We start from the raw sequence: 19,696 nt of genomic DNA on the forward strand, positions 1-19,696 counted from the left end.
GCCCCGGCGGTTTGCCGTCGCCGGGCGAGTGTGCCGGTCAGCGTGTACTCAGACGGCCTGAGTACGATGGTCTGCGATCTATGCTCTGGCGATCAGAGTTGGGGATTCGGGGCGTCGCACGACGGATCCGAAGGACTGAGTGAGGATTGGCAACACGGTGCTGAACAAGCTGCTGCGCATGGGCGAGGGCCGCATGGTCAAACGGCTCGATGCGATCGCATCGCACGTAGAGGCGCTCTCCGACGAGATGGAGGCGTTGTCCGACGCGGAGCTGAGCGCCAAGACAGACGAGTTCAAGGAGCGCTACGCCGGCGGCGAGACGCTCGACGAGTTGTTGCCCGAGGCGTTCGCCGTGGCCCGCGAGGCCGCCTGGCGGGTTCTCGACCAGAAGCACTTCCACGTGCAGATCATGGGTGGCGCGGCCCTGCACTTCGGCAACATCGCCGAGATGAAGACCGGTGAGGGCAAGACCCTCACCTGTGTGCTGCCCGCCTACCTCAACGCGATCTCCGGCGACGGCGTCCACGTGGTCACCGTCAACGACTACCTGGCCAAACGTGACTCCGAGTGGATGGGTCGCGTGCACCGCTTCCTCGGGCTGGAGACCGCGGTGATCCTCACCGGCATGAACCCGGACGCACGCCGCGAGGCCTACCACGCCGACATCACCTACGGCACCAACAACGAGTTCGGCTTCGACTACCTGCGCGACAACATGGCGCACACCCTCGACGAGCTGGTGCAGCGCGGGCACAACTTCGCCATCGTCGACGAGGTCGACTCGATCCTCGTCGACGAGGCCCGCACCCCGCTCATCATCTCCGGCCCCACCGACTCGTCGAGCAAGTGGTACGCCGAGTTCGCCCGCATCGCGCCGCTGCTGGAGAAGGATGTCCACTACGAGGTGGACATCAAGAAGAAGACCGTCGGCGTGCACGAGCAGGGCGTCGAGTTCGTCGAGGATCAGCTCGGCATCGACAACCTGTACGAGGCGGCCAACTCGCCGCTGGTGGGCTACCTGAACAACGCCATCAAGGTCAAGGAACTGTTCCACCGCGACAAGGACTACATCGTCCGCAACGGTGAGGTGGTCATCGTCGACGAGTTCACCGGGCGTGTGCTCGACGGCCGCCGCTTCAACGAGGGACTTCACCAGGCCATCGAGGCCAAGGAGAAGGTGGAGATCAAGGCCGAGAACCAGACGCTGGCCACGATCACCCTGCAGAACTACTTCCGCATGTACGACAAGCTCGCGGGCATGACCGGTACCGCCGAGACCGAGGCCGCCGAGTTCGACCAGATCTACAAGCTGGGCGTACTGCCGATCCCCACCAACAAGCCGATGATCCGCAAGGATCAGACCGACCTGATCTACAAGACCGAAGAGGCCAAGTTCGCCGCGGTCGTCGACGACATCACCGAACGCCACGAACTGGGGCAGCCGGTACTCATCGGCACCACGAGCGTCGAGCGTTCGGAGTACCTGTCGCGCCAGCTGGAGAAGCGCGGCATCCCGCACTCGGTGCTCAACGCGAAGTTCCACGAGCAGGAAGCGCAGATCGTCGCCGAGGCCGGCCGGATCGGCGCGGTCACCGTCGCCACCAACATGGCCGGCCGCGGTACCGACGTGGTGCTCGGCGGCAACCCCGACATCATCGCCGACATGCGCCTGCGCAAGGCCGGGCTCGACCCGGTGACCACGCCCGAGGAGTACGAGGCGGCGTGGGACGAGGCCATCACCATCGCCCGTGACGACGCCACCGAGCAGGCCAAGGCGGTCCGCGAGGCCGGTGGTCTGTACGTGCTGGGCACCGAGCGGCACGAGTCGCGCCGCATCGACAACCAGCTGCGCGGCCGTTCCGGCCGTCAGGGCGACCCGGGCGAATCCCGCTTCTACCTCTCGCTCGGCGACGAGCTGATGCGCCGGTTCAACGGCGCCGCGCTCGAAGTGATCATGAACCGCGTCAACCTGCCCGACGATGTGCCGATCGAGGCCAAGATGGTCACCAAGGCCATCCGCAGCGCGCAGACCCAGGTCGAGCAGCAGAACTTCGAGGTCCGCAAGAACGTCCTCAAGTACGACGAGGTGATGAACGAGCAGCGCAAGGTCATCTACGGCGAGCGTCGCACCATCCTCGAGGGCGAGGACCACGCCGACGAGGTGCAGCGCATGATCGACGACGTCGTGACCGCCTACGTCGACGGCGCCACCGCCGAGGGCTATGCCGAGGACTGGGACGTCGACGAGCTGTGGCGGGCCATGCGCACCCTGTACCCGCTCGACCTCGATCCCGATGCGATCTTCCACACCGATATCGACGGCGCCCGCGACGACGTCTCGCCCGACGAATTGCGCGAGGTGCTACTCGACGACGCGCACAAGGCGTACACGGCCCGCGAGGAGGAGATCGATCAGATTGCGGGCGAGGGCGCGATGCGTCAGCTCGAGCGCAGCATCCTGCTCAACGTGATCGACCGCAAATGGCGCGATCACCTGTACGAGATGGACTACCTGCGCGAAGGCATCCACCTGCGGTCGATGGCGCAGCGCGACCCGGTCGCCGAATATCAGCGCGAGGGCTTCGACATGTTCACCGGCATGCTCGAGGGCATCAAGGAGGAGGCCCTCGGCTTCCTGTACAACGTGCAGGTCCAGACCGAAGAGGTCGCGCCCGCGCCGACGCTCACCAAGCCGGTGCCGGCCCCGATGCTGTCGGCGGCGGCCCAGGGCGACGGCGAGCCCTCGGGAACGCAGGCCCCGGCCGCGCTGCGGGCGGTCGGCGTCGACGGCTCAGGTCCGGTGGACTCGGACATGACCTACAGCGGTCCGACCGAGAGCGGCGGCGTCGAGATCCTCACCGACGAGGAGGAAGAGGGCGACCCGGTGCTGGCCTCCCGCCGGGAGCGCCGGGCCGCGGCGCGCGCCGGTGCGAAGGGCGGCGCCAAGCCCCCGAAATCGAAGAAGCGTCGGCATTAATCGCTGAACACCATCCTGCAACGGCGTGTCGCGGAGCGGCACGCCGTTGCATTTTATTTGGTGAAAAAATCTGGCATTCGGAGGGAACCAAACGGCGTTTCATCGCGTCCGATTCCCATGCAGATACCTCGAGTTGTGATCCGGACAGCCCCCGACTACGAACACCCCGCCGGGCTCCTCGCCTCGCGCCGCCGCTCCGCCGGAGCGGTGGCCGCACCGGGTGACCGCCGTACCCCGCCGGCCGCGGCACCGGTCCGGCACGAGGGTGCCGAGGTGCGCAGGTTCGCCGTGGGCGCGCTGACTGTTCTGTTCGAGGCGCTCGACGGCCGCCGTGGCTTCGGGCAGTTGTCGACGTCTGTGGCCCCCGAACTGGCCGACCGGTTCAGCATGCTGCGGCAACTCGGGGTGCGCCCGCACGCGCGTGACCTCACGCCGGGAGCCACGGGCAGAACGGCCGCCGGGGGAGGTTCGGCGGCGCTGCGCAGGGTGCACGTGCAGATGGGTGCCGGCGGGGTCGCGAGGATCTTCGGCAGCTACACGATCGGGGGACGGGTGCGGGCGTTCTGCGGTACCGCCGAGCGCGTGCCGCACAAGATTCCCCGGCCGATCGACGCCGACGTGCTCACACCCGCGCGCTGGGAATACCGGTGGCAGCTCACGGCACTGGATTTCTGCTGAGGCTGATCGTCTCCGGTCACATGATCTCTGTTGGTGTGATCGCTGCCGCCGGTACCGGGTACCGTAATGCCGGTGATAGATCGAGGTGCCCGATGGTGCGGTTGAGTCCCCGGGATGCGACGTTCTACTTCCTCGACGACGCCGGGTCGACGACACACCTCGGTGCGTTGCTGATCATCGCCCCCGATGCCCCGGGTGTGGCCAAGGACGGCACCGCCACGGGGAAGGCCGCCCAGGCCAAGAGGAGGCCGCAGAGGTCGATCCTCGACTACAAGAGCCTGGTCGAACTGGTCGAGAACCGGCTGCAACTGGTGCCGCGGTATCGGCAGCTCGTCCTGCCCGTCACGCTGGGCCTGGCCCGGCCGGTGTGGGCCGATGATCCCGACTTCGACATCAATTTCCACATCCGCAGGGCCGGGTTGCCGGCCCCGGGCGGCCCCGCCCAGCTCGACGATCTGGTGGCGCGGATCATGTCACGCCCGCTGGACCGGACCCGCCCGCTGTGGGAGATGTACCTGATCGAGGGGCTGGCCGGGGACAAGCTGGCCGTGCTCACCAAGTCGCACCGGTGCCTGGTCGACGAGGACTCCCACCGGGAGATCAGCGAGGTCCTCACCGACGAGACCCGGGAACAGGAGAAGATGCCCGAGGATCTGTGGATGGCACGGTCGCTGCCCAGCGGGTCGCGGCTGGCTCTGGGCGCGATCGCCGAGGCCGTCGCACGGCCGGGCGATCTGGTCAGTTCGGTGCTCACCGGTAACGGGCTCATCGCCGAGGTCCGCACGCTGGCCGAGCGCACGGTGCGGCGCACCGGGTCGCTGGTGCAGCAGGTGATGGACTCCGCCCCGGCGAGTCCGCTGAACCGGTCGAGCACCTCAACCCGTTCGTTCGCCGAGGCGTCGGTGCCGCGGCGGGGCTGCGCCAAGATCGCCGAACGCTACAACTGCACGGTCAACGATGTCGTGCTGTCCATCATCAGCGGGGTGCTGCGGCGGTGGCGGCTGTCGCTGGAGGCGACGATCTCGCCGGGCGACACGGTGCGGGTGGTGTTGCCACTGTCCTCGCGCGATCCGTCGGTGCAGTTGCGGATGGACGCCGAACCCCGGACGGTGGCCGTCGGAACGCCCGGATTCGTCACCGACCTCCCTGTGGGAGAAGACAATCCGTCGATGCGCTTGGTGCAGGTGGCGGGTCTGGCCAACCGCTACGCGCATTCCTCGCGGCGGGTCTCGATGGGTATCCGGCCGATCCTGCCCGAACTGGGTATGGTGCCCTTCCCCGAGTTCAGCTCGCGGGCGCTGAGCAGCATCACCAGCCGTCCCTACAATGTGCCGGTGACTATGCCGAGTGCCCCGATCTCGCGCAGATATATTGCCGGGCAGAAGGTTTCGGAGATGTACGCGGTGCCGGCGTTCATGCAGCAGCACGCGTTGGCCATCGGTGTCATCGAATACTGTGGCGCGCTGCAGTTCTCGTTCATCGCCGACCGTGGTGTGTTGCCGGATCTGGGAGCGATGGCGGAGTACGTCACCGAGTCCTACGAGGAGCTTGTCGCCGCGCTGTGAGGTGCGGTTAGGCTTTGGGGCATGAGGGTTTACCTGCCTGCGACCTTGGCGATGCTGATGCGGCTGGGTGAGACGGGGGAGTTCGCGCCGATCGGCGGTACCGCCTTCGCGCTCACCCCGGCGTTGCGCGAGTCGTACCTGTCGGGTGACGACGAAGAGTTGTCGGAGGCGGCGATGCGGGAGGCAGCCCGCGCGTCGCTGCGGCTGCTGGCCGGTGAACCCACCCGCCCAGAAGACACCGATGGTCCTCGTTTTCCGCCGCGGCGGGTGGTGGTGGCCGCCGATGTCGACGGGGTGAAGCTGCGTCCTGATCTCGACGCCGCCGTGGTCAAGGTGTCCGGGCCGGTGCCGCTGTCGGCGATCGCGTCGGTCCACGTCGACGGCTCCGATGCCGAGGATGCGGTGCGCACCGCGGTGGTCGTGATCGACGCGGCCGATCTCGGCGACGAAGACGCCGAACTGGCCGTCGGTGATGTGGAGGACTTCGACCTCGCCTGGTACGCGACCCAGGAACTACCCTTCCTGCTCGAATTGCTCTGACCGCGCGCCCGTCGGCCGAGGTGGCCGTCGGCACAAGGTTCCGGTACCGTAACCTACGCAGGCGTAAGTTCTCGTCGACTGGGATTGAAGGTGCTTATGGTCATGGGTGTGCAAGAGCGTGGAACCGGTGGTGGCGAACCTGGTTCGCGGTCGTGGCGGGAACGTTTCGAGGCGCCGGTCGCGCAGGTGTCCTCGCAGAATCGTGCGGCCAACTGGGTGCGTGCGGCCGCCGCGCGCATCACCACGCCGCTGCTGCCCGACGACTACCTGCACCTGGCCAATCCGCTGTGGTCGGCGCGTGAGCTGCGCGGCAAGATCGTCTCGGTCACGAGCGAGACCGAGGACTCGGCCACCATCCGCATCAAGCCGGGCTGGGGATTCTCCTTCGACTACACCGCGGGCCAGTACGTCGGCATCGGCGTCCTGGTGGACGGACGGTGGACGTGGCGGTCGTACTCGCTGACGTCGGTCCCGGACATCTCCAAGACCGACCGGATCATCTCGATCACCGTCAAGGCGATGCCCGAGGGCTTCCTGTCGACGCACCTGGTCAACGGTCTGGAGCCGGGGGCCATCGTCCGGCTGGCCGCCCCGAAGGGCGAGTTCGTCCTGCCCGATCCGCTGCCGGGCAAGATCCTGTTCGCCACCGCGGGCAGCGGTATCACCCCGATCATGTCGATGCTGCGGATGATCCGCCATCGCGGGCAGCACACCGACATCGTGCTCGTCCATTCGGCGCCCACGCGGGATGATCTGCTGTTCGCCGACGAACTCGCCGACCTCGCGAGCGACGGCATCGCCACCGTGCACACCGTGTTCACCCGGAGCAGTGGCAAGCTGACCACGCAGAGCCTCGCCGAGCTGTGTCCGGACCTGGCGGACAGGCAGGCGTGGGCGTGCGGTCCGGCCGGTTTCCTGGAGATGCTCGAGCACACGTTCGCCGACGCCGGTGTCTCCGGCAACCTGCACCTCGAGCGGTTCGCCCTCGAGCGCGGTGCCTCGGGAGCGCACGGCGGCGAGGTGACCTTCGGCCGCAGCGGAAAGAGGGCCGCGGTCGACGGCGCCACCACGCTGCTCGAGGCGGGTGAGGACGCCGGTGTGCTGATGCCGTTCGGGTGCCGGATGGGTATCTGCCAGAGCTGTGTGGTGATGATCGACAAGGGTGCGGTGCGTGACCTGCGCACCGGGCGTGAGCATGTCGAGGGCGAGCGGATTCAGACGTGCGTCAGCGCCGCGGCGGGGGACTGCACGCTCGACGTGTGAGGTCCGGGACTTCGGATAGGTGTGTGGCCCCGACCCTGTGCGGGATCGAGGGTCACACTTCTATGTCAGGACCGGGGTCGCGGGAGAGTGGACCCGAGGTCATTGCTCGCAGGCGATGCCGTCGTTGTCGTAGTCGAGCTTCTTGTTGTGGTTGTAGATGTTGGTGTTCACGATGTAGCCGGTCACCGGACGCTTGCCCGCCGTGACGCGGTCAGTCGCGCCCGCCCGGGCCACCCCGTGCGGGTAGCGCTCGTTGAGTGCCGTGCAGGTGTTGTAGTACTTGGTCGTCTTTTTCGCTGCCTGCTGACCGGCTGCCGCGGAGTCTCCGGTGGCCGCCGACGCGATGGGGGCGAAGGCGCCCGCCATGATCGCGCCCGCCGCCAGTGCCGAACCTGCGATGACCGGGATTCTTTGCATCTTTGTCATGTGTCACAACGTAGAAAGCGCAGCTTGGGGCAGCCTGCGCCTTGTCTGTGTGGTCGCTGTCCGTTGTCGCCGGGGCCGTGACGCATGCGGGCTGGACAACTACGCAACCGTAACCTACGCTGACGTAAGTTACGGTTACGTAGTCGATGGGTTGGAGACAGAAACACGCGATGGCTATTACTGACATCCCTGAGTACGCGCACCTGTCCGAGTCCGATGTCGAGGCGCTGTGTGTCGAACTCGACGCGATCCGGGCCGATATCGAGGCAGACCGCGGCGAACGCGACGCGCGCTACCTGCGCAACACGATCCGCTTCCAGCGCGGGCTCGAACTCGCCGGGCGCACGCTGATCGCCGGTTCCACGAAACGGCCGCTCTGGTGGGCCGGGGCCTCGGTGCTCGGCGTCGCCAAGATCGTTGAGAACATGGAACTCGGCCACAACGTGATGCACGGGCAGTGGGACTGGATGAACGACCCCGAGGTGCATTCGACCTCGTGGGAATGGGACATCACCGGCCCGTCGGCGCACTGGAAGCACACCCACAACTACATCCATCACAAGTACACCAACGTGCTCGGGATGGACGACGACGTGGGCTACGGCGTCCTGCGCGTGACCCGCGATCAGCGGTGGCGGCCCTACTACCTGGGCAATATCGTTTACAACACGCTCCTGGCGCTGCTGTTCCAGTGGGGTGTGGCAGCGCAGCACCTGGAACTGGGCAAGAAGCGCAAGACCCCCGAGGCGAAGGCCGAGCTGCGGCGGGACCTGCTCGACGTGGGTGCCAAGGCCGGCCGGCAGGTGGCCAAGGACTACGTGGTGCACCCGGCGCTCGTCGCGGCCACCACCGGAACCAAGGTGGGCCGTCGCCGGGCCTTCGCCAAGGCCGCCACAGCCAACGCCCTGGCCAACGTGATCCGCAATGTGTGGACCAACGCGGTCATCTTCTGCGGGCATTTCCCCGACGGCGCCGAGAAGTTCACCAAGCAGGACGTCGACTCCGAGACTCAGGGCGAGTGGTACCTGCGGCAGATGCTCGGCAGTGCCAACTTCCGTTGCGGACCGGTGCTGGCGTTCATGAGCGGCAACCTGTCGTACCAGATCGAGCACCACATCTTCCCGGACCTGCCGAGCAACCGGCTCGCCGAGATCTCGGTGCGGGTGCAGGCGTTGTGCGACAAGTACGACCTGCCCTACACCACGGGCTCGTTCCCGCTGCAGTACCTCAAGTCCTGGCGCACCATCGCCAAGCTGTCGCTGCCCGACAAGTACCTGTCGGCCACCCGCGACGACGCCCCCGAAACGGCGTCGGAGAAGCGGTTCGCCGGGGAGTTCCCCGAGGGCGAGCGGCTGCACAGCACCATCGACCCGGCGACGGGCCGGCGTCGCGGTCTGCGGTCGGCGATCGCCTCCCTGCGGAGCAATAGGCGCAGGTCCGAAGGTATTGACACCCGGCAGGCCGCCTAGCCTGCCACCGGCGGCCCGCCACCGCGGGCGCCGATAACACGACAGCGGGCCGGTCCGTACCCTCGCAACGGCGAGGACTACGGACCGGCCTCGTCATATGTGGCACCCGGCCCATCGCGAGACCCGGCGGGAGTCTCGCAAGCCGGACACCGACAGTCAGGGCATACTTGTAGCGATGGCGATTTCCGATATCAACACCTACGCGCATCTCACCGATGCCGACGTCGAGGCTCTGGGACACGAACTCGACGCCATTCGTCGTGAGATCGAGGCGGATCGGGGTCTGCGCGACGTCCGGTACCTGCACCGGACGATCAAACTGCAACGCCTTCTCGAAGTCTCCGGCCGCGTCGCGCTGTTCGGCAGCAACCGGCGGTCGCTGTGGCTGCTGGGCACCACCGCGCTCGGGCTGGCCAAGATCATCGAGAACATGGAACTCGGGCACAACGTGATGCACGGGCAGTGGGACTGGGTGAACGATCCCGAGATCCACTCGACCACCTACGAGTGGGACATGGTGTGTGCATCACCACACTGGAAACACTCCCACAATTACATCCATCACAAGTACACCAATGTCGTCGGCATGGACGACGACGTGGGCTACAAGGTCCTGCGCGTCACCCGCGACGAACCGTGGGAACCGCGCAGGCTTTTCCAGCCGATCGCCAACCTGGTGCTCGCCTCCACGTTCGAGTGGGGGATCGGCCTGCACGACATCGGCCTGCGTGAGGTCATCGACGGGACCAAACCCCGCGACGAAGGCATCGCCAAGGTGAAAGAGTTCGGGCGCAAGATCTTCCACCAGGTCGGCAAGGATTATGTGCTGTATCCGGCGCTCACCGGACCGAATTTCACGCACACCCTGACCGCGAATCTCACAGCCAATCTCGTCCGCAATCTGTGGGCGTACGTGGTGATCTTCTGCGGTCATTTCCCCGACGGTGCCGAGAAATTCACCGTCGACACCCTCGAACACGAGACGCAGGGCCAGTGGTATCTGCGGCAGATGCTGGGCAGCGCCAACTTCCACGCCGGCCCGGTGATGGCATTCATGTCGGGCAACCTGTGCTATCAGATCGAGCATCACCTGTTCCCGGATCTGCCGAGCAACCGGCTCGCCGAGATCTCGGTGCGGGTGCGGCAGCTGTGCGACAAGTACGACCTCCCGTACACGACGGGTTCGCTGCCGGTGCAGTACCTCAAGACGCTGCGCACCATCAACAAGCTCGCGCTGCCCGACGAGTTGCTGCACGACACGGCCGACGACGCCCCCGAAACCGCATCGGAACGGCGTTTCGCCTCGCTGCCCGCGCCACAGGGTCTGCGCACCTCGGGTGGGCTCAAAACGGCGATCGCGCAGCTGCGTGAACAGCGAAAAGAGCGCAAGGCCCAGCGGTAACGACCTGTCCAGCGCTCGGTAGGCTGACGCAATGGGAACCGAGACCGTGGCAACTGTCCGTGACGCGATGCTCGAACGGGTCTCCTGGCCCAAGGTCACCGACGACGCGCCCACGCACGACGAGCTCGCCGACCTCGTCACCGCCGCGAGCCGGGTCGCCGATCACGCGGGCCTGACGCCGTGGCGCCTCATCGAGTTGCGTGAGGACGACAGGGTGCGTCTGGGCGCGGCGTTTACCGAGGTCCTCGGCCACGACGGTTCTGCCGGCAAACCGCTGCGCGCGCCGCTGCTCATCGCGATCGTGTCCAGCACGAAAGCGCACCCCAAGGTCCCGGAGTGGGAGCAGGAGGCCGTCGCCGCCGGCGTCGGGCACGCGTTGAGCCTGCTTCTCGATGAGGCCGGGTACGGCGTGATCTGGCGGACCGGGCCGTTCACCCGCACCGAACCGGTGGCCAAGCTGCACGGCCTGGCCGCGAACGAGAAACTCCTGGGCTGGCTGTACGTCGGCGGCAAACCCGACGCCGTCCGCATCGGCCGTCCCGTCGACGCCGAAGAATTCCTCACCCGGCTGCCGGACCCCTCGCCGGTTGAGGTGCGAGGAGCGTAAGCGACGAGCCTCGAAACCACGTGAGCGGACAATGAAATCTCACCGGGTTTCGAGGCTCCTCGCCTAGCGGCTCGTCGCACCTCAACCATCGAAGGGGACGGTTCCGGTACGTCAATCGGTTACTGGCGGAGGAGATTCGGCGTCGTCGGTGGCGGGTGCGCCCGAGGTCACCGCGATCAGCAACTGGCGCACAGCCAGCGCCCGCCGCAACGAATGGCCCGACAACGAGTCGAGGGCGCACTCGGGGTCGGCGGGCGGGCCGAGATGGGTACAGCCACGCGGACATTCGTCGATGGTGTCGCGCAGATCGGCGAAGGCGTCGACGATATCGTCGGGTCCGACATGCGCCAGGCCGAACGACCGGATTCCGGGGGTGTCGACCACCCAGCCGCCACATTTCCCCGTCGCTTCGCTCGCCCCGGGCAACGGCAGGGCCACCGACTGGGTCGAGGTGTGCCGGCCCTTGCCCACGCCGGACACCGCACCCGTGGCCCGATCTGCTTCGGGTACAAGACGATTCACCAGGGTCGACTTGCCGACGCCGGAATGGCCGATCAGAGCGGTGATCTTCCCGGACAGTATCGTGGTGACCTCGGCGAGGTCGTCGTCGCGGCCGGCCATCACCACCGGAAGGTCGAGATCGGCGAAGGCCGCGGCGAATTCGGCCGGGTCCGCCAGATCCGATTTGGTCAGGCACAGGATCGGCGACAACCCGCCCACATAGGCCGCGGCCAGCGCGCGTTCGACGAAACCGGTCCGCGGCGGCGGGTCGGCGAGGGCCGTGACGATCAGCAATTGGTCGGCGTTGGCGACGACGATCCGCTCAAACGGGTCGGTGTCATCGGCGGTGCGCCGCAATACCGTTGACCGGTCGGCCACCTTCACGATCCGGGCGAGGGTGTCCTTGCGGCCGCTCAGGTCGCCCACCACCCCGACCCGATCGCCGACGACGACGGGCGTCCGGCCCAGCTCGCGCGCGCGCATCGCCACCACTCGGCGGTCCGGGTCGCCGTCGATGACGCACCCCCAGCGCCCCCGGTCCACCGACACCACCATCGCATCGGCCGCATCATCATGTGCCGGACGGGTTTTCGTCCTGGGCCGCGATCCTTTCCCAGGGCGTACCCGGACGTCGGATTCGTCGTAGCTGGCCGCCGAGCGTTGACGCCTGCTCATGCGGTGGCTCGCATCGGGGCCGAGGTGGTCGCGTCAGGTGTGGACGGTCGCCGGACCCTTCGTGACCCTCGCTCCCGCGTCGCATCGGCCTCAGGGATCAAGATGGTGGGCTGGGCCCCTAGCCGCCATTGTGGTTGTTGTGGGGTGGTCGCCGCCGGCCGTCGTGAGTGCTGAGGAGCGGTCGCGACCAGCCATTGTGATTCCTGAGGGAGGGTCGCGACCGGCCGTCGTGAGTGCTGGGGGGTGGTCGCGACCGGCCATCTTGATCCCTGAGGAGCGGTCGCGCGAGCTTGCGAGCCGACCGCGTCACGAAGGGTCCGGTGAGATGAGGCTCCCAACGGTTGTGTGACGGTGCTCGGAGCTATCAAGCGGTGCCCGCGATCATCTGCTGCCACATGGCGGGAAAGTCAGGGAGGGTCTTGGCGGTGGTCTCGATGTCGTCGACGTCGACATCGTCGGTGACCAGGCCGATGAGTGCGCCTGCGGTGGCCATACGGTGGTCGGCGTAGGACAGCCAATGTCCCCCGTGCAGCGGTGCGGATTCGATGCGCAGCCCGTCGTCGGTTTCGGTGACCTTGCCGCCGAGCCGGTTGATCTCGGTGGCCAGGGCCTCGAGCCGGTTGGTCTCGTGGCCGCGCAGATGGGCGATGCCCGACAGCACCGACGCCCCGTCGGCGAGTGCGACCAGCGCGGCGATCGTCGGGGTGAGCTCGCCGATGTCGTGCAGGTCGATGCTGACGGGGGACAACCGGTCCGGCCCGGTGACCGTCAGGTTGCCGCCGGACAGTGTTACCTGGCAACCCATGTCGCGCAGGACGTCGGCGATCTGGGCGCCCGGCTGGGTGGTGACGGTGGGCCAGTACGGGACGGTGACGGTGCCGCCGGTGGCCGCGGCGGCCGCCAGGAACGCCGCCGCATTGGACAGGTCGGGCTCGACCACCCAGTCGACGGCCCTGATCGGCCCGGGCGCCACGCGCCAGGTGTTGGCCTCTGCTGTGTCCACCGAGACCCCCGCCGTGGTGAGCATGTCGACGGTCATGTCGATATGCGGTGTCGATGGCACCGGCTTGCCCACGTGGTGCACGGTCACGCCGTCGTCGAACCGCGGCGCCGACAGCAGCAGCCCCGACACGAACTGCGACGACGCCGACGCGTCGATGGTGACCGCGCCACCGGTGGCCCGGCCGGTGCCGTTGACCGTGAACGGCAGCGTGTCGCCGTCGACGTCCACCCCCAGCACCCGCAGCGCGCCCAGGATGGTCGACTGCGGCCGCGTCCGCGCCTGCTCGTCGGCGTCGAAGCGGACCGGTCCGTCGGCGAACGCCGCGACCGGCGGCAGGAACCGCAGCACCGTGCCGGCGAGGCCGCAGTACACGTCGGCCCCGTGCAGCGAGGCGGGGGTGACGGTGACGGTCGTCGGGTTATCCCCGGATTCGATGCCCACCCCGAGCGCCGACAGCGCGCCCAGCATCAGGTCGGTGTCGCGGCTGCGCAGCACCCCGCGCACCGTCGACGGCCCGCTGGCCAGCGCCGCCAGGATCAGGGCTCGGTTGGTGATGGACTTGGATCCGGGCAGCTCAACGGTCGCCGTCACCGGCCCGGTGACCCTGGGGGCACGCCATACAGTCATGCGTTCAGTCTGTCATCACGCCGGAGCCGGCTAGGTGCGCAGGTCGCGCCGCAGCGGATGGTCGTCGGGGATCTCGACGACGATGAGGGTGCGGCCGTCGGGATCGGCGATGTGCATCTCGATCAGGCCCCACGGTTCGGTGACCGGTTCCCGCGTCACGCTCACCCCCGCGTCGCGGAGTTGTTTCTCGGTGCCTGCGATGTCGCGGACCTGCAGCCACAGCAACGCACCCGAGGTGCCCACCGGGTCGGTGGACATATGCCCCGGTACCTCGATGAAGCCGGAACCGGCGTGGAAGACGATCCCGCCCGGATACTCGCGCGCCACCGCGAGCCCGAGCTGGTCGCGGTAGAACCGTTGCAGCCGCACGGGGTCGGGGGACCTCAGCAGGACGCGGCTGCTCAGGACCTCCACCTGATCACCGGCCCTCGGTGACGCCGCCGCTGCCGCCCACGGCGTGACCGCGGTCGATGGGCGCGGAGGTCCGCGCCGCGTCGTAGATGGCCTTCTCCCGGGCGATGCGGTCGGTCTCGCCGATCGGCTTGGCGTCGCCGAATGCGAACGGTGACTCGTGTTCGTAGGTGTGCGGGACGTCCGGGTCGGGTTCGGGAGCGGGCTGCGGATGCTCTGTGCTGGACATACCTTCCACGATAAGCGCGATACCGGCGCGATCGGTGTCGTTGAGGCTATCTGTGTGTTGCGCCCAGAACCGTGGACACAGCGAACGGCGCCGCCACCGGAGAGACCGGTGGCGGCGCCGTCGGATGCGGGTGCTACTCGCTGCCGCGTTTGGAGAAGTCGCCGTGCGTGTAGCCGTCCCATTTCTCGAACAGCCGCAGCACCTTAGGGTCGCCGAGACCCTTGATCCAGTCGCACAGATCCTTCGGCGCCGACGGGTTGGTGACGATGAAAGGGTGCAGGCCCTCGTCCCGTTGCGCCAGGTACCGCAGCGTTTCCTCGGTGGTCGCCGGGTCGGCGGCGAGCAGCGCGTCGCGCGGGTCGAAGGCGGGGCCGCGCGGGGCGTCCGAGGCCGACGGCGCGACGTCGATCTCGCCGGTGTTGTGGTAATCCACCGGATCGGGCGAGGTTGACTTCGTGTTGAGCAGCAGGTTCAGCACGATCGCACACAGTGCGCCCGCCGAGATGCCCGAGTGGAAGATGGTCTGGAACCAGTCCGGGAATTGGTGGTACAGATCCAGTTTCACGTCGACGGGCGAACCGCCCGAGCGGTCGGTGTAGTACAGGCTGGCCTCGGTCAGCATCGCCATACCGATCGAGATGGCCACCACCAGGATGTTGGTGTTGTTGAACTTGACCTTGGACAGGGTCCGGACTCCGCTGGCGGCGACCATGCCGAAGAGCGCAACGCCGGCACCGCCGAGCACCGGCTGCGGGATGCCCTCGACGATCGCGCCCATCTTGGGCAGCAGGCCGAAGATCACCAGGATGATGCCGGCGCACGATGCGACGTGCCGGGTCCGGACACCGGTGATGGCCACCAGGCCCACGTTCTGGGCGAAGGCGGTGTACGGGAAGGTGTTGAACACGCCGCCGAGGACGGTGCCCAAACCGTCGGCGCGCATACCGTCGGCGAGCTTCTGCGGGGTGATCTTCTTGTCGACGATCTCGCCGACGGCGACGATGTCGCCGGTGGTCTCGGTCATGATCACGATGGCGACGATGATCATCGAGATGATCGCGGAGAACTGGAAGTCGGGCATGCCGAACTGGAACGGCTGCGGGATGCCCACCCACGCGTTCTCACCCACGGCGTCCCAGTTGGGCATGCCGAACGGGATCGAGATCAGGGTGCCGATGATCAGGCCGAGCAGCACCGACACGCGGCGGATCGAGTCGGGGGCGAATCGTTCGATGGCCAGGATGATGACGAGGGTGCCGAAACCGAATGCGATGGCCTTGGGTTCGCCGAAGTCCTCGCCTTTGGCGGTGCCGCCGCCGAACCAGCCCGCAGCCACCCGCATCAGCGACACGCCGATGATCACGATGATGGTGCCGGTGACCAGGGGCGGGAAGAACCTGACGAGTTTGCCGATGACCGGCGCCATCACGATCATGAAGATGCCCGAGGCGATCACCGCACCGTAGATGGCGGTGATGCCGTGACTGGTGCCGATGGTGATCATCGGGCCGACGGCCGCGAATGTCACCCCCTGCATCAGCGGCAGGCGCACACCGAAGCGCCAGAATCCCACTGACTGGATCAGCGTGGCGATTCCGGCGACGAAAAGGTCGGCCATGATGAGGTGGACGATGTCGCCCTCGTCGAGTTGGCCGGCGCTGACCATCGCGCCGCCCACGATGAGCGGGACGGCGACAGCGCCCGCGTACATGGCCAGCACGTGTTGCAGACCGAGCGGGAAAAGTTTGATGAACGGGGGGATCTCATCAACGGGATGCGGGGTCGCTTTGCCGTTTTTGATCGTATCGAGGACAGCCATGCCAATGGTGTACGGCGGGGTTGTTTCCGCTGGACCGACGCCAGATGACGTCGGTGTTTCCCGCAAGATATATCGCTTGCCCGGTGCCCGGGCACAATAGGATGCCATGACCGCGAAAACGCCGGCCGCGAAGTCGCGGAGCACGGTGAAACGCAGCGCCGGGATCCTGTTGTTCCGTGGTGGTTCCGATGATCGGGGGGATTCCGGTGAGCTGGAATTGCTGATCGTGCATCCCGGTGGTCCGTTGTGGGCCCGCAAGGACACCGGTGCCTGGTCCATCCCGAAAGGCCTCGTCGAACACTCCGACGGCGAACCGGCCGAGACCGATCTCGACGCCGCGCGCCGCGAGTTCACCGAGGAGACCGGCGCACCCGCACCTGATGGTCCCTATCTGGAACTCGGCGAGGTACGCCAGTCGGGCGGCAAGACGGTGGTCGCGTTCGCCGCACGCGGGGATCTCGATCCGGCCGAGATCGTCAGCAACACCTTCGAGATGCCGTGGCCGCCCCGTTCGGGGAGGATGCAGAGCTTCCCCGAGATCGACCGCGCGGAATGGATGGAACCCGAAAAGGCCCGAGCCGCACTGAATCCCGCGCAGGCCGAGTTCGTCGACAGGCTCCTTGTGGCGCTGGCGGAGTCCGGGGGCATGTGACCGGCGTCTCTCGGCGGGTGTTAGGGTACTTGACCATCCCGGGGTGCGGGATCGGGAGGGCAGAACCGCACCGGACCTGACCGACACGACGGAGTGGAGCCGGCCCGATGACCGACGCCTTTGATCTGGACTGGGAGGGTCTGCGGCGCGTCCCGCAGCAGACCCGCAGTCGTGAACGCCTGCTACAGGTGCTCGCCGCGGCCGAACGCATCCTCGTCAACGAGGGCGCCCCGATGCTCACCACCACCCGTGTGGCGCAGGAGGCCGGGGTGTCGGTCGCCTCGCTCTACCAGTACCTGCCCGACCGCGACGCCATCATCGAAACCCTCGCCGACACCTACCTGCATCGGCTGGAGAACCGGATGCGCAAGCTGCTGCGCTCGGCAGGACAACGCACCTGGTCGGACCCGGTCGGCATACTGTTCGACGCCTTCGTCGACGCCTACCGCGCCGAGGACGGTTTCCGGGCGCTGTGGTTCAGCAGGTCGCTGACCGACGCTACACAGGCCGCCGACCGCGAACACAAACGCCGCATGGCGCAGATGCTGCGCGAGATCCTGATGCAGCAGGGCATCGCGGAGACGCCGCGGCTCGACGTCGTCGCCAGGTCGGCGCATCTCGTGGCCGACACCATGCTGCAGGAGGCATTCCGCGCCGACCCCGAGGGAGACGACGCCCTGATCGAGGAGGCCAAGACGATCCTGCGTGGCTACCTGCGCGAGTACCTGGCCACCGCCGAGTTCTGAGTCTCTGGCAGGGGGTCCGGGGCGAGGAACGGCTCGATGAGCGTGGGGGAGATCGCCGCGGCGAGCCTGCTCGCGTCGGTGCCGTCGATGTCGACGACACCGTAGGCCTCCAGGCCCGCAGCGCTGGCCGCCACCAGGGTGACCAGGCCCTGCCGACGCTGGAACCAGGTGGACCGCACCGACCAGCCGATGATGCCGTCGCGGTGCAGCAGGTTGCGGTGACGGGCCGTCGTCGGCGCCCCGATCACCAGACTGCGGCCGGTGAGCCGGTGCCCCAGGTTCCGATAGCGCAGCTCGGCGAGCGCCGCGCCGCCGGCCACCAGCACCAGGACGCAGCTCAGGGCCGCCGCGAGCGACGGCCACCCCAGCGCCCACCCGGCGATCGGCACCACCGACAGGATCAGCGCACCCGGGACGGCGCGGGTGAACCGGCGGCGCCGGGCCGCGGCCGGGTGCGCGGTGACCGGACCGCGCAGGTCGGCGCCCTCGCCGGATACGGCGACGCTGACGTGGTCGACCACCTCGAGCGGGGCCGGCGGCAGCAGCAGCGGGTGTTTCTGCGCACCGGTGGCCACCGCGTGCAGCCGCGCCCCGTGCAGCGGCCGCATCAGCAGCGGTTCGTGCAGGTGCACGCCGCGGATCCGGTTCTCATCGAGCGTCGTCGACGTGGTGGTGACCAGACCGCGGCGCATCCGCAGCGTGCCGTCGTCGTGGCGCGACAGCGTGAAGCCCCAGTAGCTGAGCACGTAGGCGAGAACCGACAGGACACCGCCCGCGGCGACAATCCCGACCACACCCACGACCACGATGACCGCGACGGGAACGTCGCCTGCCCGGTCCCACAGGCCGACACCCGCATCGGCGACCACTGAGTAGAGGTCGAACTCGTCGGCGAACTGCGCGCCGAAACCGAAGACCGCCGCGGCCGCGGCCATCCCGAGGATCGAGAAGGGCGAGTACCGCAACCATCGCGGCTCGAAACGGGCGAGGACCTCGGTGACGTGTGCGGGTTCGGCGACGTCGGGGCCGTCGGCCGGTGCCGCGGTGGCGGTTCCGGTGGGCATCAGGTAGTCGCGCAGGCTGGTGGCGTACTGCTTGCCGACGGCGGTCAGCACCACGTTCGACGATTCCTTGTCACTGCCGGTGCCGATGGTCACCTTCTCCAGCCCGAGCACCCGGTGCACGAGCGAGGCGGTGGTCTCCACGCTGCGGATGCGGTCGCGTCGCGCGGTGGCCACCTTGCGGTTGAGCACGCCGCTGCGCACCCGCACATGCTGATCGGTGACCTGATAGGTGGTGGCCAGCCACGGCACCACCGTGACCAGCGGGGCGAGGACGATGCCGATACCGAGCGCGATGAGCGGTGCGGCCTGCGCGGCGAAAAAGATGCCGACGAGGGTGGGCAGGATCTGCGGTGCCAGCTCAACGGGCCGCACCGCCATCATCCCGGGCGAGAGGCGATGCCACTGGCCGGGTTCGTCCTCGCGGGGGGTTGCAGTGTCAGGTCGCGTCACCGGTGTGCCCTCCGGTGGCGATGGTGAGGTCGGCGGCGGTCTGTTTGGCGACGGCCGCGTCGAGTCCGACGATTCTGACGGTGCCGGCCGACGATGCGGTGGTCACGGTGAGCGTCGCGAGCTTGAGCAATTGCTCCAGCGGTCCGGCCTCGGTGTCGACCACCTGGATGCGGGCGATCGGGATGATCACGGCATGTCGGGAGAACCAGCCGGACTGGGTGTACACCGCGTCGTCGGACACCTCCCAGCGGTGGAAGCGATACCGCCACGCGGGTACCACCGCGACGTAGAACACGAGCGCGAGCAGCGCCGCGACAACGATGAGCAGCGGTATCCACCAATAGTTTTCGGCGAACGGCAGGGCGATCAGCGCACCGATCACCACGGGAACCCCGCACGCCAGCGGAACGATCCGCCACAGCTTCTTGGCGCGCGGATCTACCCGGTTGACCGGTTCACGCAGACTCGGGTGGGCGGACGCCGACGAGTTCGGTCCGATTTCCATCACACCCCATTATGCCGACCGAACGGTCGAACCTTTGTCGCCCGTAAAGACGATCCCCCCACGCTGCGGCAGGTGAGATACCGGCAT

The 19,696-nt window shown here is 67.7% G+C and carries 18 protein-coding genes; 10 read left to right on the plus strand and 8 right to left on the minus strand.

Annotated features, from left to right (window positions below; translation table 11 throughout):
* Nucleotides 1–157: 157 nt before the first annotated feature.
* The 5 genes from secA to GOAMR_RS12120 all read left to right on the plus strand — a co-directional run bounded on the left by secA (nucleotide 158) and on the right by GOAMR_RS12120 (nucleotide 7,023).
* A complete protein-coding gene (gene secA / locus GOAMR_RS12100; RefSeq protein WP_005187789.1) occupies nucleotides 158–2,977 on the plus strand; it encodes a preprotein translocase subunit SecA in 2,820 nt (939 codons plus the stop codon).
* 135 nt (nucleotides 2,978–3,112) lie between these two features.
* Nucleotides 3,113–3,655 carry an Rv3235 family protein gene (locus tag GOAMR_RS12105; protein ID WP_005187790.1) on the plus strand — a complete coding sequence of 181 codons (543 nt, stop codon included), beginning with the start codon at nucleotides 3,113–3,115 and terminating at the stop codon, nucleotides 3,653–3,655.
* A 92-nt stretch (nucleotides 3,656–3,747) separates the two neighbouring features.
* Entirely contained in the window at nucleotides 3,748–5,220 is a 1,473-nt protein-coding gene (locus GOAMR_RS12110; RefSeq protein ID WP_005187793.1) for a wax ester/triacylglycerol synthase family O-acyltransferase, read from the plus strand.
* Nucleotides 5,221–5,241: 21 nt separating this feature from the next.
* On the plus strand, nucleotides 5,242–5,760 hold the full coding sequence (locus GOAMR_RS12115) for a DUF6912 family protein (RefSeq protein WP_005187796.1): 519 nt from the start codon (nucleotides 5,242–5,244) through the stop codon (nucleotides 5,758–5,760).
* Nucleotides 5,761–5,862: 102 nt separating this feature from the next.
* Entirely contained in the window at nucleotides 5,863–7,023 is a 1,161-nt protein-coding gene (locus GOAMR_RS12120) for a ferredoxin reductase (protein ID WP_050942701.1), read from the plus strand.
* 99 nt (nucleotides 7,024–7,122) lie between these two features.
* Here the strand turns inward: GOAMR_RS12120 and GOAMR_RS12125 are convergent, their stop codons facing one another.
* Nucleotides 7,123–7,449, minus strand: a complete 327-nt coding sequence (locus tag GOAMR_RS12125; RefSeq protein WP_244427393.1) for an excalibur calcium-binding domain-containing protein — start codon at nucleotides 7,447–7,449, stop codon at nucleotides 7,123–7,125.
* 170 nt (nucleotides 7,450–7,619) lie between these two features.
* On the opposite strand from GOAMR_RS12125, the gene GOAMR_RS12130 reads away from it, so the two are divergent.
* The 3 genes from GOAMR_RS12130 to GOAMR_RS12140 all read left to right on the plus strand — a co-directional run bounded on the left by GOAMR_RS12130 (nucleotide 7,620) and on the right by GOAMR_RS12140 (nucleotide 10,927).
* Nucleotides 7,620–8,918, plus strand: a complete 1,299-nt coding sequence (locus GOAMR_RS12130; RefSeq protein WP_005187802.1) for a fatty acid desaturase family protein — start codon at nucleotides 7,620–7,622, stop codon at nucleotides 8,916–8,918.
* A 175-nt stretch (nucleotides 8,919–9,093) separates the two neighbouring features.
* Nucleotides 9,094–10,320 carry a fatty acid desaturase family protein gene (locus GOAMR_RS12135; RefSeq protein WP_040515102.1) on the plus strand — a complete coding sequence of 409 codons (1,227 nt, stop codon included), beginning with the start codon at nucleotides 9,094–9,096 and terminating at the stop codon, nucleotides 10,318–10,320.
* A gap of 31 nt (nucleotides 10,321–10,351) precedes the next feature.
* The gene (locus tag GOAMR_RS12140) at nucleotides 10,352–10,927 is read left to right on the plus strand and encodes a nitroreductase family protein (RefSeq protein WP_005187804.1); all 576 of its coding nucleotides are present in this window, start codon (nucleotides 10,352–10,354) and stop codon (nucleotides 10,925–10,927) included.
* 111 nt (nucleotides 10,928–11,038) lie between these two features.
* Here GOAMR_RS12140 and rsgA read toward each other — a convergent pair whose 3' ends face one another.
* From rsgA to GOAMR_RS12165, 5 genes are all read right to left on the minus strand, one after another.
* Nucleotides 11,039–12,103 carry a ribosome small subunit-dependent GTPase A gene (gene rsgA, locus GOAMR_RS12145; RefSeq protein ID WP_040515103.1) on the minus strand — a complete coding sequence of 355 codons (1,065 nt, stop codon included), beginning with the start codon at nucleotides 12,101–12,103 and terminating at the stop codon, nucleotides 11,039–11,041.
* 364 nt (nucleotides 12,104–12,467) lie between these two features.
* Nucleotides 12,468–13,733, minus strand: a complete 1,266-nt coding sequence (aroA, locus tag GOAMR_RS12150; RefSeq protein ID WP_005187808.1) for a 3-phosphoshikimate 1-carboxyvinyltransferase — start codon at nucleotides 13,731–13,733, stop codon at nucleotides 12,468–12,470.
* Between the two features lie 30 nt (nucleotides 13,734–13,763).
* Nucleotides 13,764–14,147 carry a VOC family protein gene (locus GOAMR_RS12155; RefSeq protein WP_005187811.1) on the minus strand — a complete coding sequence of 128 codons (384 nt, stop codon included), beginning with the start codon at nucleotides 14,145–14,147 and terminating at the stop codon, nucleotides 13,764–13,766.
* 4 nt (nucleotides 14,148–14,151) lie between these two features.
* Nucleotides 14,152–14,373: a hypothetical protein gene (locus GOAMR_RS12160; RefSeq protein WP_005187814.1), complete on the minus strand. Its 222-nt coding sequence runs from the start codon at nucleotides 14,371–14,373 to the stop codon at nucleotides 14,152–14,154.
* Between the two features lie 133 nt (nucleotides 14,374–14,506).
* Nucleotides 14,507–16,192: a nucleobase:cation symporter-2 family protein gene (locus GOAMR_RS12165; RefSeq protein ID WP_005187817.1), complete on the minus strand. Its 1,686-nt coding sequence runs from the start codon at nucleotides 16,190–16,192 to the stop codon at nucleotides 14,507–14,509.
* A 106-nt stretch (nucleotides 16,193–16,298) separates the two neighbouring features.
* Between GOAMR_RS12165 and GOAMR_RS12170 the strand changes: the two genes are divergently transcribed.
* Both GOAMR_RS12170 and GOAMR_RS12175 read left to right on the plus strand, forming a co-directional pair.
* Nucleotides 16,299–16,844, plus strand: coding sequence for an NUDIX hydrolase (locus GOAMR_RS12170; protein ID WP_005187820.1), 546 nt, complete (start codon nucleotides 16,299–16,301; stop codon nucleotides 16,842–16,844).
* Between the two features lie 107 nt (nucleotides 16,845–16,951).
* The gene (locus tag GOAMR_RS12175; RefSeq protein WP_005187823.1) at nucleotides 16,952–17,590 is read left to right on the plus strand and encodes a TetR/AcrR family transcriptional regulator; all 639 of its coding nucleotides are present in this window, start codon (nucleotides 16,952–16,954) and stop codon (nucleotides 17,588–17,590) included.
* Here GOAMR_RS12175 and GOAMR_RS12180 read toward each other — a convergent pair.
* A complete protein-coding gene (locus tag GOAMR_RS12180; protein ID WP_005187825.1) occupies nucleotides 17,554–19,104 on the minus strand; it encodes a PH domain-containing protein in 1,551 nt (516 codons plus the stop codon). The genes GOAMR_RS12175 and GOAMR_RS12180 overlap by 37 nt on opposite strands.
* Nucleotides 19,091–19,609 (minus strand): PH domain-containing protein, encoded by a 519-nt coding sequence (locus GOAMR_RS12185; RefSeq protein ID WP_005187827.1) that lies wholly within the window; start codon nucleotides 19,607–19,609, stop codon nucleotides 19,091–19,093. The genes GOAMR_RS12180 and GOAMR_RS12185 overlap by 14 nt, the downstream gene beginning before the upstream one ends.
* Between the last annotated feature and the right edge of the window lie 87 nt (nucleotides 19,610–19,696).

The organism is Gordonia amarae NBRC 15530, assembly GCF_000241345.1.
GTDB lineage: Bacteria > Actinomycetota > Actinomycetes > Mycobacteriales > Mycobacteriaceae > Gordonia > Gordonia amarae.

Coding starts and splice junctions, on each gene's coding strand:
- GOAMR_RS12110 (WP_005187793.1), top strand. CDS start 3,748: ATGGTGCGGTTGAGTCCCCGGGATGCGACGTTCTACTTCCTCGACGAC.
- GOAMR_RS12115 (WP_005187796.1), top strand. CDS start 5,242: ATGAGGGTTTACCTGCCTGCGACCTTGGCGATGCTGATGCGGCTGGGT.
- GOAMR_RS12120 (WP_050942701.1), top strand. CDS start 5,863: ATGGGTGTGCAAGAGCGTGGAACCGGTGGTGGCGAACCTGGTTCGCGG.
- GOAMR_RS12125 (WP_244427393.1), bottom strand. CDS start 7,449: ATGACAAAGATGCAAAGAATCCCGGTCATCGCAGGTTCGGCACTGGCG.
- GOAMR_RS12130 (WP_005187802.1), top strand. CDS start 7,620: ATGGCTATTACTGACATCCCTGAGTACGCGCACCTGTCCGAGTCCGAT.
- GOAMR_RS12135 (WP_040515102.1), top strand. CDS start 9,094: ATGGCGATTTCCGATATCAACACCTACGCGCATCTCACCGATGCCGAC.
- GOAMR_RS12140 (WP_005187804.1), top strand. CDS start 10,352: ATGGGAACCGAGACCGTGGCAACTGTCCGTGACGCGATGCTCGAACGG.
- rsgA (WP_040515103.1), bottom strand. CDS start 12,103: ATGAGCAGGCGTCAACGCTCGGCGGCCAGCTACGACGAATCCGACGTC.
- aroA (WP_005187808.1), bottom strand. CDS start 13,733: ATGACTGTATGGCGTGCCCCCAGGGTCACCGGGCCGGTGACGGCGACC.
- GOAMR_RS12160 (WP_005187814.1), bottom strand. CDS start 14,373: ATGTCCAGCACAGAGCATCCGCAGCCCGCTCCCGAACCCGACCCGGAC.
- GOAMR_RS12165 (WP_005187817.1), bottom strand. CDS start 16,192: ATGGCTGTCCTCGATACGATCAAAAACGGCAAAGCGACCCCGCATCCC.
- GOAMR_RS12170 (WP_005187820.1), top strand. CDS start 16,299: ATGACCGCGAAAACGCCGGCCGCGAAGTCGCGGAGCACGGTGAAACGC.
- GOAMR_RS12175 (WP_005187823.1), top strand. CDS start 16,952: ATGACCGACGCCTTTGATCTGGACTGGGAGGGTCTGCGGCGCGTCCCG.
- GOAMR_RS12185 (WP_005187827.1), bottom strand. CDS start 19,609: ATGGAAATCGGACCGAACTCGTCGGCGTCCGCCCACCCGAGTCTGCGT.